Consider the following 14,143-nt stretch of genomic DNA (forward strand, 5'->3'; position numbering starts at 1 on the left):
TTGCCCCGACAAGCCGCGCCGGAGGGCAATAACTTCATGATCAACGGTGGACGGGAGGGGGACGGGACGGGGGGCTGTTAGGGGGTGTAGTGCTGGTCGTGGGCTTGGCGGGGGGCGCAGACGGAGGCTCGGGAGCAGGAGCAGCGGGAGCCGTCGGCGTCCAGGCGTACGGTCACCGCGTCTCTCGGGACGCTGTGGCCGACGACCCGGCCATCACCCTCGGGGGTGGAGACCCGACTGCCCACCGCCGGGGCGGTCTCCTGAAAACGCTGGTACAGCGGGTGCTCGTACTTGAGGCAGCACATCAGCCGACCGCACGCACCGGAGATGCGCAGCGGGTTGAGCGGCAGGTCCTGGTCCTTCGCCATCCGGATGGTCACCGGCTCGAAGTCGGTGAGGAACGTGGCGCAGCACAGGTCCCGACCGCAGGAGCCGATGCCGCCCTGCACCCGCGCGGAGTCGCGTGCGGAAAGCTGGCGCAGCTCCACCCGACAGTGCAGGGTGGCGCCCAGGTCGCGGACCAGGGAGCGGAAGTCCACCCGGTGCGGGGCGGTGAAGTACACGGTGCTGCGCTCACCGCCGCTCTCGGCGGAGCCGAGCACATGGTCGACCGCCACCACCTTCATCGGCAGGCCGTGCGAGCGGATCAGCCGTTTCGCGGCCACCTTCGCCTCGGCCTTGCGCCGGCGCAACGCCTCGTCCCGGCGGAGGTCGTCGTCGCCGGCCAGCCCGACCAGTCGGGGGAAGCTGTCGGTCTCCTCGGTCACCCACTGCGCGGCCCACACGCACTCCGCCACCTCGGGCCCGTCGTCGGTGGGCACCAGCACCCGGTCGCCCACCTGCGGACGCAACTCGCCCGGGTCGAGGTAGTAGAGCCGCCCGTACCGGTTGAAGCTGACCGCGCAGAGCATGCCCATCCCCCCACCCTACGACGGGTCACGCCGCGAAGCGCAGCGGCCGGCCACGCCCCGCTGCCATTCATGGCCGTCGACTTGACCTATTGCCGGACGTCCCGTCGTGCCGTTGCTGCTCGCCCGGACGGTTGAATCCGGGGCCGGGCAGGAGACAGGACGTGCCTCGGCGGCGTTGAGTGGAGGCAGACCTGCGGGGGGTGCAGGGGGAAGACCACGGCGTCGCCGTGGGCGCCGGCTCAGACCAGGCGCCCGCGAGCGACGCCGTGGCCTGTCCGAGGCAAGCAGCCATGGCCGACGGACCGAGATTCGGGGACGCGGCCACGGCCGGAGGACCGGGATCGGTTACCAGCCGACCCGGGTGGGCTGGTCGTAGCGGGGGCGCCCGTCGGTTGGCGGACGCCACGCGGTCTCGGCCAGGCTCGGCGCCCACTGACGCAGCAGCGTCTCCGCACCGTCGTACGCGACGCAGAGCACCGCCAGCACCCGTGCGGCGATCTCGGCGGCGTCGGCCACACCGGGGCCGACCGGCCCGGGGCGCGTCGACGCACCGGTGGCGGCGACCACGGCGACCGCTTCGGCCGAGCGGAGCACGTCGGCCAACGTGCGGGCCAGCGCGAGACGGCTGCCCTCCACCCAGTCGGCGAGGGCGTCGGCGTAACCGGCGGTGGATTCGAGTCGGCCGACCAGGCTGTCCGGCCCCTCGTCGAGGTGGCGTAGCAGCGCCGCCCGCTGTTGCCCGTACGCCGTGGCGGCCGGACCGGACCAGAGCACCGAGTCGGTGAGCGCGGCGGAGACGTCGTCGTACCCCCGGACGAGCCGGCGCACCGCGTGGCCGGCGCTGGCGAGCGGCACCGGGTGCAGGTGGAGGAAGCTGCGAACCGCGTCGCCCGGCAGCACCTGCATGCGGCGCAGCAGCGGCCAGACCCGGTGCCCCTCGGGGACGCCGGCCGCGATCAGCGTGTCCACCCGGCGGAGCAGGTCGAGGCCGGGTTCGGCGAGCCGGTCCAGCGTGTCCATCACGGTTCCCCGGTGAGCCGGCGGCGGGCCGCCCGGTCGACCTCGGCGTAGCGGTCGGCGGCCTCCCGCACCGCCGCTGCGGCGGCGGCCAGTCGACCGGCGGCGGCGCGGGCCTCCCGGGCCCGGTCGTCGGTGGCGGTGGTCCACTGCCGGTGCAACGCCCGACCGATCTCGCCCGGGCGGCCCGGTGCGTCGGCGCCGAACGCGGCGTGGGCCGGATCGCTGGCGGTGACGGTGTGGGAAACGACTGTGAGCGTGGCGCTCGCCTCGTCCAGTCGGGCGGAGAGCGCGCGCAGTGTGTCCATCTCAGGCCCCCGCGAGCGGTCGGTAGGCGGCGAACGTCTCGTTGTGCAGCTTCTCCCGGGCCCATTCGGCGGCGTCGGCCGCCGCGGTGACCGCGGCCTGCACCGAGCCGGCCACGTCGCGCGGGCTGCGGGAATGCAGCGGCCCGAGGAACCGGACGTCGGTGATCCGTCCACCGGCGGTGACCACCACCTCGACCAGGCCGTCCGGCGAGCGGACGGTCACCTCGACGGTCGACACCGCCCGGTCGAACTCGGCCTGGAGGGACTCGATCCGACGGTAGCGTCGCACCGCCTCCTCGATCCAGGCTTCGTCGATCTCCCCCCGCGGCATCGGCCGACTCCTCCCGGGTGATCCATCACTCAGTGTGGTGCCACCGTCACCACGGCACAGGGACCGTACCGCACCGCAATCGGGCCTGTCGATGCCTGTGGACAACGGCCGGGAAGCGCGGGTCAACCCTTCCAGAGGGCGAGCATCATCGCCTCGACCGCGATCCGCGGCTTGACGTTCGCCTCGACCGCCGCGCGGCAGGCGAGCACGGCCTCCAGCCGGCGCAGCGACCCCTCGGCGTCCCACTTCTGCGCGCCGGCGCCGGCCAGCGCGGCCGTGTCGGTGTGCACCGGGTTGACGGGTGCGCGCAACGCCATGGTGAGCGCGTCCCGGTAGAAGCCCGCGAGGTCGACCAGCGCCCGGTCCAGTGCGTCCCGCTGGGCCCGGGTGGCCCGGGACTTCTGCCGCTTCTCCAGCTCCTTGAGCTGCCCGGCGGCGCCTCGCATGGCACCGGCCGCGCCCCGGCCGGTGCCGCCCGCGCCGAGCGCGGTCTCCAGTGCCGCCCGCTCGGTCGTGTCGGCCTCGGTGACCGACGCCTCGGCCTCCGCCTCGGCCGCCTCGATCAGCGCGGACGCCGCGTCGAACGCCGCGCCGACACCTGTCAACCGGCGGGGCACCGCGAGCACCGCCTCGCGTCGTTTGCGGGCCTCCGGGTCGCGGGCCAGCCGGCGGGCCCGACCCACGTGACCCTGCGCGGCCGCCGCCGCCCACTGCGCCACGTCGAGGGCGATGCCGTCCCGACGAACAAGCACCTCGGCCACCGCGGCGGTCGGCGGCTGCCGCAGGGGTACGACCCGACAGCGCGACCGGATGGTCACCGAGATGTCGTCCGGATGGGTGGACGGGGCGCAGAGCAGGAAGACCGTCCTCGGCGGGGGTTCCTCGATCGCCTTGAGCAGCGCGTTGCCGGCGGCCTCGGTGAGCCGGTCGGCGTCGGAGATGACCACCACCTGCCAGCGCCCGCCGGACGGGGTACTGGCCGCGCGGAGCACCAGCGCGCGCATCTCGCCGACGCCGATGGAGAGCCCTTCCGGCACCACCATCCGCACGTCGGCGTTGGTGCCGCCCATTGTGGTGTGGCAGCCGGGGCACTCGCCGCAGCCGGTGCCGTGCACGCACTGGAGTGCGGCGGCGAACGCCCGTGCGGCGACCGAGCGACCGGAGCCGGGTGGCCCGGTGAAGATCCACGCGTGCGTCATCCCGGTGGACGGGTCCACAGCGCCGGTCACGGCGTCGTCGGCCGCTGACGCGTCGCCGCCGACCGGGCCGGCGGCGACCAACGCGGCCGCGCCGGCACGCAGCACGGCGGCAGCCGCGGCTGCGGCGCGCCGCAGCTCGACCACCGCCTCGTCCTGACCGACCAGGTCGGCGAAGACGTCCGGCATCAGGTTTTGTGCTCCATCGTCACCAGCTCCGCGTCGGATAACTCAGGCTGCACCGAGGTGTCCGGGCCCTGCGCCGGCCGCGGGTGAACGATGCCGCCCGGCTTGCCGAGCATCTCCTCGACCCGCCGGACCACCAGGCCGGTGATCTCGTCGGCCGGCCGGGACGCGTCGAGCACCAGGTAGCGCTTCGGGTCGGCGGCGGCGAGGTCGAGGAACGCGTACCGGACGCGCTCGTGGAAGGCGACCGACTCGGCCTCCAGCCGGTCGGTGCCGGTGTTGCGCGAGGCCACCCGGGACAGGCCGGTGCGCGGTTCGACGTCCAGCAGCACCACCAGGTCGGGCTTGAGCCCACCGGTGGCCCAGGAGGAGAGCCAGGAGACCTCGTCGACGGGCAGTGTACGGCCGGCGCCCTGGTACGCCAGGGACGAGTCGACGTACCGGTCGCTGATCACCACGCCACCCCGGACCAGCGCGGGCCGGACGACGGTGGCCACGTGGTGCGCCCGGTCGGCGGCGTAGAGCAGCGCCTCGGCCCGGGGGGAGGGCGCGTCGTCGCCGGAGGTGTCCAGCACCAGCGACCGGATTCGCCGGCCGACGCCGGTGGCCCCCGGCTCGCGGGTGACCACCACCTCTCGGCCGTGACCGCGCAGCCGCTCGGAGAGCGCGGTGAGCTGGGTGGACTTCCCCGCGCCCTCGCCGCCCTCGAAGACCACGAACAGCCCGGCGGAGACGAACGGCTCGGCGGGCATCAGCGGACGGCCCCGGATGGAGCCCCACAGGTCGGCGAGGACCGGGACGCCCTTCTTGTCGTCCATCTGGCCGAACGCGCTGATCCCGGCGAAGATGCCGGCGGCACCGGCGGCGAGCAGCAGCAGTCGGGTGGAGGAGACGGAGATGCCGAGGTCGGCGATCTCCAGCTTGCGCGAGCCACCGACACCGACCAACACGCTGCTCAGCGCGATGGCCAGGATCAGCACCAGCCGGGTGCCGATCTGCACCACCGCGAAGACCCGGCCGCGCACCTCGTCGGCCACCTCGCCACCCAGCAGCGTGGTGCCGGCCAGGAAGGCCATCCCGGCGCCGGCGCCGACCAGCACCGCGCCGACGATCGCCATGGACAGGTGGATGGCGAAGGCCAGGGTCATCACGGCGGCGCTGGCCAGCACGATGCTCATGCCGAACCAGCGACGCCGGGACATCTCCTTGACGACCATCGGGCCGAGCCCGATGCCGAGCGCCAGACCGACGAAGATGGCACCGAAGAGCAGTGAGAACGCCGCGTCGCCGGCGCCCAGCGAGTTGGCGAAGAACTTGGCAGTGCCGACCACGATGCCGCCGCCGGCGAACGCGCCGAAGATGCCCAGCACCAGGCCGCGGACGAGCGGGGTCTGACCGATGTACTTCCAACCCTCGGAGAACTGCCGGAACATGCTCTGCTCGGCACGCTCCGCCTCGCCGCGCTGCGCCTCGCTGATCTCCTTGATCCCGAACGCCACCACCAGTGCGGTGGCGAGCCGGGAGAAGGAGTTGAACCAGAGCGCGAGCTGGGCCGGCTCGGCCCAGGAGGGCAGGTCGCCGCCGACGGCACCACGGACGCCTCGGTCGAGCACGGCAAGGCCGATGGCGGCGGCGACCGGGGTGAGGCCGTACGTGGTGATCAGCGTGAGCTGGTTGGCCGCTTCCAGCCGGGCTCGCGGGATCAGGTTGGGGACCGCGGCCTCCTTGGCCGGGATCCAGAGCAGGGTGAGCGACTCGATCAGGAAGGTGGCGATCAGCGCCCAGCCGACCACCAGGCCGCCTGCCGCGCCGCTGAGGGCGTAGAGCGGAATGGAGGCGAAGAGCACGAAGCGCAGCAGGTCGCAGATGACCATCGTCCAGCGCCTGTCGAACCGGTCGGCGAAGACGCCGGCCACCGGGCCGAGCACCAGCGCGGGCAGCAGCCGGATCGCGGTGACCCCGCCGAACGCGGCGCCCTGGGCGGTGCTGCCCTGCACCTGCGAGGCGGCGAAGAGGGCGGTGGCCAGCAGGCCGAGCCAGTCGCCGAAGGAGGCCGCGCCGAGCACGATCCAGAGCCGGCGGAACGGCCGGATGCGCAGCACGGACCGAATCGCGGCATAACCGGACGGATCAACCTGACCGCCGTTGGGCTGCTTGGCGGCGTTGTCCGACTGGTCGCCCGAGCGCGACACGCCGGGCGACTCGCCGCTGTTCTGGCTTTCGATGGCCGTACCTCCACGTGCCGGCCCATCGCTGGGCACCTCCGGTGCAACACTCTAGACCCGGTGGGGGCCACCCCCCGGGCGACATTCTCCTGCTCGCTGAGCCTAGGCCGCCGGAGGTACCGGCCGCAGCCCGGACGTACGCGAGGGTATTTCGCATTCTCCGTCAGACAGTTAGCGTGCACACGTGGCCATCGAAAGCGACAAACTTCGCGAGCGCCTGGATCGGGCGACTGCCCACCTCGACCCCCCGTACGCGGTGGTCGACCTCACCGCCTTCGACGCCAATTCGGCCGCCCTGGCCGATCGCGCCGCCGGAAAACCGGTCCGCCTCGCCAGCAAGTCGGTCCGCAGCCGAGAGTTGATCAGTCGAGCCCTCGCCCGGCCCGGCTGGCAGGGCGTGATGGCGTTCACAGTGCCCGAGGCGATCTGGCTGGTCCGCGCCGGCGTCAGCGACGACGTGCTGGTCGCGTACCCGAGCGCGGACCGGGCCGCCCTCGCCGAGTTGGGGGCCGACCCCACGCTCGCCGCCGCGATCACCCTGATGGTCGACGGCACCGGTCAACTCGACCTCATCGACGCCGTCGAGCCGCCGGGGCAACGCGCCGAGCTACGGCTCTGCCTGGATCTGGACGCCTCCTGGCGACCGCTGCGCGGTCGGGTGCACGTCGGCGTCCGCCGCTCACCGGTGCACAGCGCGCGGGCAGCCGGCGCGCTCGCCGCCGCCGTCGCCGGTCGGCCCGGCTTCCGGCTGGTCGGGCTCATGTCGTACGAGGCGCAGATCGCCGGCCTGGGCGACGCGCCGCCGGGCAAGACGCTCCTGGCCGGCGCGATCAGGCTGGCCCAGCGCGGGTCGTACCGCGAGTTGCTGGCCCGCCGGGGCGCGGCGGTCGCCGCGGTACGCGAGCACGCCGACCTGGAGTTCGTCAACGGCGGCGGCACCGGCAGCGTGGCCGCGACCAGCGCCGATCCCGCGGTCACCGAGATCACCGCGGGATCGGGCCTGTACGGGCCGACGCTGTTCGACGCGTACCGCGCCTGGCGTCCCACCCCTGCGGCGTTCTTCGCCTGCGCGGTGGTCCGCCGACCGACGCCGGAGTTGGCGACGGTGCTCGGCGGTGGCTGGATCGCCTCCGGCCCGGCCGCCGACAGTCGACTGCCCCGGCCGTGGCTACCGGCGGGGCTGAAGCTGGTCGGCACCGAGGGCGCCGGTGAGGTGCAGACTCCGCTGTCCGGAGCGGCGGCGGCCGAGCTGCACGTCGGCGACCGGGTGTGGTTCCGGCACGCCAAGGCAGGTGAGCTGTGTGAACGGGTCAACGAGCTGCACCTGATCGAGGGGGACACGGTAGTGGCGACCGTCCCCACGTACCGGGGTGAGGGGCAGGCCTTCCTCTGAGACCGGACAGCCGCCCCCACCGTCGGCCGAGGCCCGCGCCCCGCGCCGACTCAGGCGGGTTGGGGCGCCTCGGCCTGCTTGCCGACTGTGGACCGGCCGTTGTCCGGGCCGTCGACCTGGCGGTGCAGGTACTCCCGGATCAGCGCCTTCGCCTCCAGCAGCACCCGCTCGTCGCCCTCGGACCTCCGGCGGAACGCGAGCTTGATCAGGGCGTCCGCCGCCTCGACCGCGATCTCCAGCACGAAGCGCAGCTTGGGCACGTCGGTGAGCCCGAAACGTTCGGTGAGCACCCGGGCCAACTGGTCGGCGATCACGCCGTTGTTGTCCCGCTGCTCGTCGAGCAGGTGCAGGTCGACCACGTCGCCGAAGTGCAGGGTACGGAAGCCGGGGACGGTGCGGTGCATCGTGATGTACTCGTCGATGCCCGCGTCGACGCCGTCCCACCAGTGGGTCATCTCGTCGGAGGCGAACCGCTCGTCGAGGCGCTGGAGGTAGGACTCCATGGTCCGCAGGGTCAACGCCTGCACAATCGCCCGCTTGTCCGGAAAGAACTGGTAGACCGACCCGATCGCCACCTCGGCCCGCTCGGCGAGCAGGGTGGTGGTCAGCCCCTCGTACCCCACCTCGTCGACGAGTTCGGCGCAGGCATCCAACATGCGCTGTACCCGCGCGACACTTCGACCTTGCACCGGTACGCGGCGCAGCGGCCCGGTCGTGGCGGCTGGTGTGGACACTCTGCGCCACCCCCCTTCGACGGATGAACATATCTCCACGTCACGAGTCCGTGACTACCGGTACAACGAGCGGATCGCAATTGCGGTATTTACCAGCTAGAACGTTCCTGATATGAAGTCAGTTCATTTTCATGAATGAGGAGCGCGCATGGCCCGCACCGCACCGCTCGGGGCTGGATGGTCCAACTGGGCCGGGAACCAGCGTGGCAGCGCCAGCGCGATCCTGCGCCCCGGCTCGCCGACCGATGTCGCAGAAGCCGTCCGAGCTGTTGCCGCCGACGGCGGTCGGATCCGGGTGACGGGCAGCGGCCACTCGTTCACCGCCGTCGCACTCGCCGACGACCGTCGGATGGACCTGTCCGACCTGGACACCCTCGTCAGCGTGGACGTCGCACACCGACTCGTCACCGTACCGGCGGGAATGACCCTGCACGCGCTCAACGGCCTGCTCGCCCGGCACGGCCTCGCGCTGCCCAACCTCGGCGACATCGACGCGCAGACCGTCGCAGGGGCGATCTCCACCGGCACCCACGGCACCGGAGCCGGCTACGGGTGCCTCTCCACCTTCGTCGAGGCGATCACAGTGGTCACCGGCACCGGCGAGGTGCTGCGTTGCTCCGCCGACGAGCACCCCGACGTCCTCGCCGCCGCCCGGGTGTCGCTCGGCGCGCTCGGCGTCCTGGTCGAGGTGACCCTGCGCTGCGTGGACGCGTTCGTCCTACGCGCCCACGAACGCCCGGCCGAACTCGCCGACGTGCTCGGCGAACTGCCCGAGCTGATCGGCCGGCACGACCACGTCGAGTTCTACTGGTTCCCGTACACGTCCCGGGTCCAGGTCAAGGCCAACGACCGGGTGCCGGCCAACGACCGGCCGCTGTCGCGCTGGCGCGGCTGGGTGGACGACGACTTCCTGTCCAACCGGGTCTTCGCCGGCGCCTGCCGACTCGGCCGGGCCGTGCCCGCGCTGGCCCCGGGCATCAGCGCGGTCTCCGCCCGTGCCCTCACCGAACGCCAGTACACCGGCCGCTCCGACCGGGTCTTCTGCACTCCGCGCCGGGTCCGCTTCGTGGAAATGGAGTACGGACTGCCCCGCGAGGCGTTGCCCGAGGCGCTCGCCGCGCTCCAGCGGATCGTGGACGGCCTGCCGTTCAAGGTGCTCTTCCCGGTGGAGGTGCGATTCACCGCCGCCGACGACATCTGGCTGTCGCACGGCTACGGCCGGGACAACGCCTACATCGCCGTGCACCAGTACGTCGGCATGCCGCACGAGCCGTACTTCCGGGCCTTCGAGCAGGTGGCCGCCGGGCTGGGCGGTCGCCCACACTGGGGCAAGCTGCACTACCGCGACGCCGCCTCGCTGGCCACTGCGTACCCCCGCTTCGCGGACTTCCAGGCCGTCCGCGACCGGCTCGACCCCGACCGCGTCTTCACCAACGCCCACCTGAACCACGTCCTCGGGGTCTGACGCCGGGGCCTGGAGATCTTGGAAGGAAACGGCCCCTTTAGGGACTGATTCCTTTCAAGATCTACGAATTTGGTTGCCAACCGGCGGCGCCGAGGGCGGCGCGGAGTTGGGTAAGGACCTCGTCCGGGTGAGCACGGATCACCCAGGCGGGAAACCGGAGTACGCGATTGCCTTCGATCCACAGATCGTTCTGGCGACGCATGTCCGCCCACCAGGCCCTCGGATCGAGATGCTGCCCGCCGTCGATCTCGACATGCACGCTCCACTCCTCGAAGTAGGCGTCGAGGTAGCGGCGACGCCCGGTCGAGTCACAGCGCACCTTCTGCCGAGTCGGCACGGGTAGCCCTGCACGACGGATCAGGCCAAGGAAGTCCAGTTCCGCCAAGGAGTGGGCACCGCCTGCGGCGTCCGCTGCCGTGGCCAGGATCAGCTGGCGACGGTGGACTCGCGGCAGCCGGTCGACGACCAGGTGCAGGTCATCGCCGGCCACGATCCGTTGCTGAAACCCAGCGGCGACGATCGCCCGCGCCTGCTGGTCATCGCCTGCCCACTGCGCGGCATCCACGATCGAACGAGCCGGCATGGTCCGCCGAGGTTGCCCGACGGCCAGCACGTCTCGGTTCGTCAGTGTCACGGTCCGGTGCACCAGCACACCCGGTGGCAGTGAGTCGCGCCGGCAGGAACCGGGTAGCACCACGTGGACCGGGCGACTTGGGAACCCCCGGAGCCCTCCGGCCTGTGCTGCGGTCAGGCCACCGAGGAGCGCCTGCGGTCCTGCGGAGAGGACGGCAACCCACTGGATTTGGCCCGCACTGACCGGACCGTTGTGCGCAATGAACACCGCTCGATGCGCCTGACGCCACATCCCGGTCGCCACCCGGTGCCGGATGGACTTGGGCGACAGGTGCTGCCTCGCCTGGTCGAGGCTCACCACATCTTCCTGATGAAAGAGCAGCCAGGTCAGCTCGTCCGCGTCGTCGCTCGGCAGCCGGCGACCCCAATCAGCCGGCGACGACACCCTTCGAAGACTCATGACCATCAAGTCTCCCCATCGCCGACCCCGCCGGCAGTCCCTGTGGACAACCGAGAGATCTTGGAAGCAAACCGCCCCTGCAGGGGCACATTCCTTCCAAGATCTCGCAGCTCCAGGGCTACTCCGTGCTGGTCGCGGCCTTGCGCGGGGCGGCCTTCTTAGCCGGAGCCTTCTTCGCCGCCGTCGTCTTCGCCGTGGTGGTCTTCTTCGCGGCAGTGGACTTGCTGGCGGCGGCCGTCTTCTTGGTGGCCGTGGCCTTCTTCGCGGGCGCCTTCTTCGCCGCCGCCTTCTTCCGCGGCGCCGGACCCTTCGCCCGCTTCTCGGCCAGCATCTCGGACGCTTCCTCAATGGTCAGCGCCTCCGGCGTCTGCCCGCGCCGCAGCGACGCGTTGAACTCCCCGTCGGTCACGTACGGGCCGAACCGGCCGTCCTTGATCACCAACGGCTTCTCGGTCGCCGGGTCCACGCCCATCTCGCGCAACGGCGGTGCCGCAGCTCGCCGTCCACGGGCCTTCGGAGCGGCCAGCAGAGCCAGCGCCTCGTCCAGACCGACAGTGAACATCTGGTCCTCGGACTCCAGCGAACGGAACTCCTCGCCCTGCTTGACGTACGGGCCGTAGCGACCGTTGTTCGCGAAGACCTCGACGCCGTCCGGCGCGACACCGATCAGCCGGGGAAGGCTGAGCAGCTTGAGCGCCTCCTCCAGGGTCAGCGAGTCCGGGGTCTGCGTACGCAGCAGCGACGACTTCCGCTCGCCGCTGGACACGTACGGCCCGAACCGGCCGGACTTGAGCACAATCGGCTCGCCGGTGCCGGGGTCGTCGCCGAGCTTGCGCTCGCCGCTGCCGCCGAGGAACAGCTCGTGCACCTTCTCCGGGGTCAGCTCGTCCGGGGCCAGGCCCTCGGGAATCGGCGCCCGGTCACCCTGGGTGCCACCCTCCTCGCCCTCGCCCGAAGCTGCGGCCGGTGCTGGCTGCTCGCCGCCGGGCAGCTCCCGTTGCAGGTACGGCCCGTAGCGGCCGACCCGCACGACGACCTCGCGGCCGTCGTCGTCGGTGAAGAGCGGGATGGAGTTGACGCTGCGGGCGTCGATGTCGCTGAGGTTCTCGGTGACCAGCTTCTTCAGCCCGCCGGAACGGGCGATGTCCTGGTCGCCGGCACCGTTGGAGCTGCCGAAGTAGAACGCCGTGAGGAAGTCGACCGCCGCGTGGTCACCGCCGGCGATCTCGTCCAGCTCGTTCTCCATGCTGGCGGTGAAGTCGTAGTCGATCAGGCGGGGGTAGTGCCGCTCCATCAGCCCGATCACCGCGAAGGCCAGGAACGTCGGGATCATCGCCTGCCCGCGCTTGGTGACGTACCCCCGGTCCTGGATCGTCTGCATGATCGACGCGTAGGTGGACGGGCGGCCGATGCCCAGCTCTTCCAGGGCCTTGACCAGCGACGCTTCGGTGTAGCGCGACGGCGGCTGGGTGTGGTGGCCCTGCGCGGCCAGCTCGTCGGCGGTCAGCGGCTGGTCCTTGACCAGGGTGGGCAGCCGGCGCTCGGCGTCCTCGGCCTCGGCGTTCTCGTCGTCGCTCGACTCGACGTAGGCGCGCAGGAAGCCCGGGTCGGTGATGGTCTTGCCGGTCGCGCCGAAGTCGGCTTCCTCCTGCGAGGTGGAGACCGCCCGGATGCGCACCGACACGCTGGAGCCGACCGCGTCGGTCATCTGCGAGGCGATGGTGCGCCGCCAGATCAGCTCGTAGAGCTTGAACTCCTCGGCGGACAGCTCCTTGGCCACCTCGCCCGGGGTACGGAAGTTGTCCCCCGCCGGGCGGATCGCCTCGTGCGCCTCCTGCGCGTTCTTCACCTTGCCGGTGTAGCGGCGCGGCTCCGGCGGAACGCTGCGCTCGCCGTACAGCTCGACGATCTGTCGGCGGGCCGCCGAGATGGCGGTCTCCGACAGGTTGACCGAGTCGGTACGCATATAGGTGATGTAGCCGTTCTCGTACAGGCGCTGCGCGGTGCGCATCGTCTGCTGCGAGGACAGGCGCAGCTTGCGGGCCGCCTCCTGCTGGAGGGTCGAGGTGATGAACGGCGCGTACGGGCGACGGCGGTAGGGCTTCTCCTCCACCCGGGTGACGGTGAACGGCCGGCTTTCCAGCCGGGCCGCGAGACCCCGGGCACCACTCTCGTCGAGGTGCACGACACCAGCGCCGGGCTTCACTCGACCGGTGGTCGGCTCGAAGTCCTTGCCGGTGGCAATCCGGTCGCCGTTCAACGCGATCAGCGTGGCGTTGAAGTTGCGCGGGCCCTCGCCGGCGTTCGCCACGGCGAGGGTGGCCAGGATGTCCCAGTATTCGGCGGTGCGGAAGGCCATCCGCTGCCGCTCCCGCTCGACCACGATGCGGGTCGCCACGGACTGCACCCGGCCCGCCGAGAGCCGCGGCATGACCTTCTTCCAGAGCACCGGGGAGACCTCGTAGCCGTACAGGCGGTCGAGGATCCGGCGCGCCTCCTGGGCGTCGACCAGGTCGCGGTCGATCTCCCGGGGGTTGGCCACCGCCGCCTGGATCGCCGGCTTGGTGATCTCGTGGAAGACCATCCGCTTGACCGGAACCTTCGGCTTGAGGGTTTCGACCAGGTGCCAGGCGATCGCCTCGCCCTCGCGGTCCTCATCCGTCGCCAGGAAGATCTCGTCGACCTCCTTGGCCAGCTTGATCAGCTTGCTGATCTGCTGCTTACGGTCGGCGGAGACGACATAGAGCGCCTGGAAGCCGTTGTCGACGTCCACCCCGAGCCGGGCCCAGGACTCGCCCTTGTACTTCGCTGGCACGTCGGCGGCATTGCGCGGCAGGTCGCGGACGTGACCGAAGCTGGCCTCCACGACGTACCCCGGGCCAAGGTAGCCCGAGATCGTCTTGGCCTTCGCCGGTGACTCGACGATGACCAGACGGGTGGTTCCAGCGTTGCTTGGCACGTCTCTCCCCGACCTCACTCCTGCTCGTGGTCTGCCGGCGCCCGGACAGCGACCGCTTTCGACCCCGCCGTCGCACCGGCGGTCCGGATGTCCAACGTAACGCGCCGCCCGCGTTTCGGGTTTCGCGGGCCGCAAACCGCTTGAAGGCGGCGGTCGAGGCCGCCCCGCCGCGCTCGGCACTGCCGGACGGCGCCACCGTACACCGTGGGTAGGGCTCGAAGCGGGTCACTGTGACGATGGCGGGCCCACTACCGAGGCGCGACCCGCCTGTTTTCCGCCTGGATCGACCCGTCGCCTGTCCGGCACCGGACAACCGACCGTCCCACCCTGGGCCGCCGCCCAAACGCGTCGATCATGGACTTGTGCTCGGCGTTTTGACCCCGGA

Annotated in this window: 11 protein-coding genes; 2 read left to right on the forward strand and 9 right to left on the reverse strand. The window is 71.7% G+C overall.

Annotation, left to right across the window (positions count from 1 at the left end):
• Nucleotides 1-77: 77 nt before the first annotated feature.
• From ricT to tmk, 6 genes are all read right to left on the reverse strand, one after another.
• Nucleotides 78-917, reverse strand: coding sequence for a regulatory iron-sulfur-containing complex subunit RicT (ricT, locus tag ABZS40_RS18350; RefSeq protein ID WP_354944403.1), 840 nt, complete (start codon nucleotides 915-917; stop codon nucleotides 78-80).
• Between the two features lie 339 nt (nucleotides 918-1,256).
• The gene (locus tag ABZS40_RS18355) at nucleotides 1,257-1,931 is read right to left on the reverse strand and encodes a hypothetical protein (protein WP_354944404.1); all 675 of its coding nucleotides are present in this window, start codon (nucleotides 1,929-1,931) and stop codon (nucleotides 1,257-1,259) included.
• Nucleotides 1,931-2,236, reverse strand: a complete 306-nt coding sequence (locus tag ABZS40_RS18360; protein WP_354944405.1) for a type VII secretion target — start codon at nucleotides 2,234-2,236, stop codon at nucleotides 1,931-1,933. The genes ABZS40_RS18355 and ABZS40_RS18360 overlap by 1 nt, the downstream gene beginning before the upstream one ends.
• Nucleotide 2,237: 1 nt before the next feature.
• A complete protein-coding gene (locus ABZS40_RS18365; RefSeq protein ID WP_354944406.1) occupies nucleotides 2,238-2,567 on the reverse strand; it encodes a YbaB/EbfC family nucleoid-associated protein in 330 nt (109 codons plus the stop codon).
• A gap of 122 nt (nucleotides 2,568-2,689) precedes the next feature.
• The gene (locus ABZS40_RS18370) at nucleotides 2,690-3,952 is read right to left on the reverse strand and encodes a DNA polymerase III subunit delta' (RefSeq protein ID WP_354944407.1); all 1,263 of its coding nucleotides are present in this window, start codon (nucleotides 3,950-3,952) and stop codon (nucleotides 2,690-2,692) included.
• Nucleotides 3,952-6,051: a dTMP kinase gene (tmk, locus tag ABZS40_RS18375; RefSeq protein ID WP_354944464.1), complete on the reverse strand. Its 2,100-nt coding sequence runs from the start codon at nucleotides 6,049-6,051 to the stop codon at nucleotides 3,952-3,954. Before tmk ends, ABZS40_RS18370 begins: the two co-directional genes overlap by 1 nt.
• A gap of 307 nt (nucleotides 6,052-6,358) precedes the next feature.
• On the opposite strand from tmk, the gene ABZS40_RS18380 reads away from it, so the two are divergent.
• The gene (locus ABZS40_RS18380) at nucleotides 6,359-7,567 is read left to right on the forward strand and encodes an amino acid deaminase/aldolase (RefSeq protein WP_354944408.1); all 1,209 of its coding nucleotides are present in this window, start codon (nucleotides 6,359-6,361) and stop codon (nucleotides 7,565-7,567) included.
• A gap of 50 nt (nucleotides 7,568-7,617) precedes the next feature.
• On the opposite strand, the gene ABZS40_RS18385 is transcribed toward ABZS40_RS18380, so the two are convergent.
• Nucleotides 7,618-8,223, reverse strand: coding sequence for a TetR family transcriptional regulator (locus tag ABZS40_RS18385; protein WP_354944409.1), 606 nt, complete (start codon nucleotides 8,221-8,223; stop codon nucleotides 7,618-7,620).
• 226 nt (nucleotides 8,224-8,449) lie between these two features.
• Here ABZS40_RS18385 and ABZS40_RS18390 point away from each other — a divergent pair, with 226 nt between their 5' ends.
• The gene (locus ABZS40_RS18390; RefSeq protein ID WP_354944410.1) at nucleotides 8,450-9,766 is read left to right on the forward strand and encodes a D-arabinono-1,4-lactone oxidase; all 1,317 of its coding nucleotides are present in this window, start codon (nucleotides 8,450-8,452) and stop codon (nucleotides 9,764-9,766) included.
• A gap of 61 nt (nucleotides 9,767-9,827) precedes the next feature.
• Here the strand turns inward: ABZS40_RS18390 and ABZS40_RS18395 are convergent, their stop codons facing one another.
• A complete protein-coding gene (locus ABZS40_RS18395; RefSeq protein WP_354944411.1) occupies nucleotides 9,828-10,331 on the reverse strand; it encodes a DUF559 domain-containing protein in 504 nt (167 codons plus the stop codon).
• Nucleotides 10,332-10,917: 586 nt separating this feature from the next.
• Nucleotides 10,918-13,758, reverse strand: coding sequence for a type I DNA topoisomerase (topA, locus tag ABZS40_RS18400; protein ID WP_354944412.1), 2,841 nt, complete (start codon nucleotides 13,756-13,758; stop codon nucleotides 10,918-10,920).
• Nucleotides 13,759-14,143: the final 385 nt, after the last annotated feature.

The organism is Micromonospora sp. NPDC005324 (genome assembly GCF_040607155.1).
GTDB classification, from domain to species: domain Bacteria; phylum Actinomycetota; class Actinomycetes; order Mycobacteriales; family Micromonosporaceae; genus Micromonospora; species Micromonospora trifolii.

Excerpts from the sequence above, each read along its gene's own strand:
- ABZS40_RS18370 (WP_354944407.1), bottom strand. The coding sequence starts at position 3,952 with ATGCCGGACGTCTTCGCCGACCTGGTCGGTCAGGACGAGGCGGTGGTC.
- ABZS40_RS18360 (WP_354944405.1), bottom strand. The coding sequence starts at position 2,236 with ATGGACACACTGCGCGCGCTCTCCGCCCGACTGGACGAGGCGAGCGCC.
- ricT (WP_354944403.1), bottom strand. The coding sequence starts at position 917 with ATGGGCATGCTCTGCGCGGTCAGCTTCAACCGGTACGGGCGGCTCTAC.
- ABZS40_RS18385 (WP_354944409.1), bottom strand. The coding sequence starts at position 8,223 with ATGTTGGATGCCTGCGCCGAACTCGTCGACGAGGTGGGGTACGAGGGG.
- ABZS40_RS18355 (WP_354944404.1), bottom strand. The coding sequence starts at position 1,931 with ATGGACACGCTGGACCGGCTCGCCGAACCCGGCCTCGACCTGCTCCGC.
- ABZS40_RS18365 (WP_354944406.1), bottom strand. The coding sequence starts at position 2,567 with ATGCCGCGGGGGGAGATCGACGAAGCCTGGATCGAGGAGGCGGTGCGA.
- ABZS40_RS18390 (WP_354944410.1), top strand. The coding sequence starts at position 8,450 with ATGGCCCGCACCGCACCGCTCGGGGCTGGATGGTCCAACTGGGCCGGG.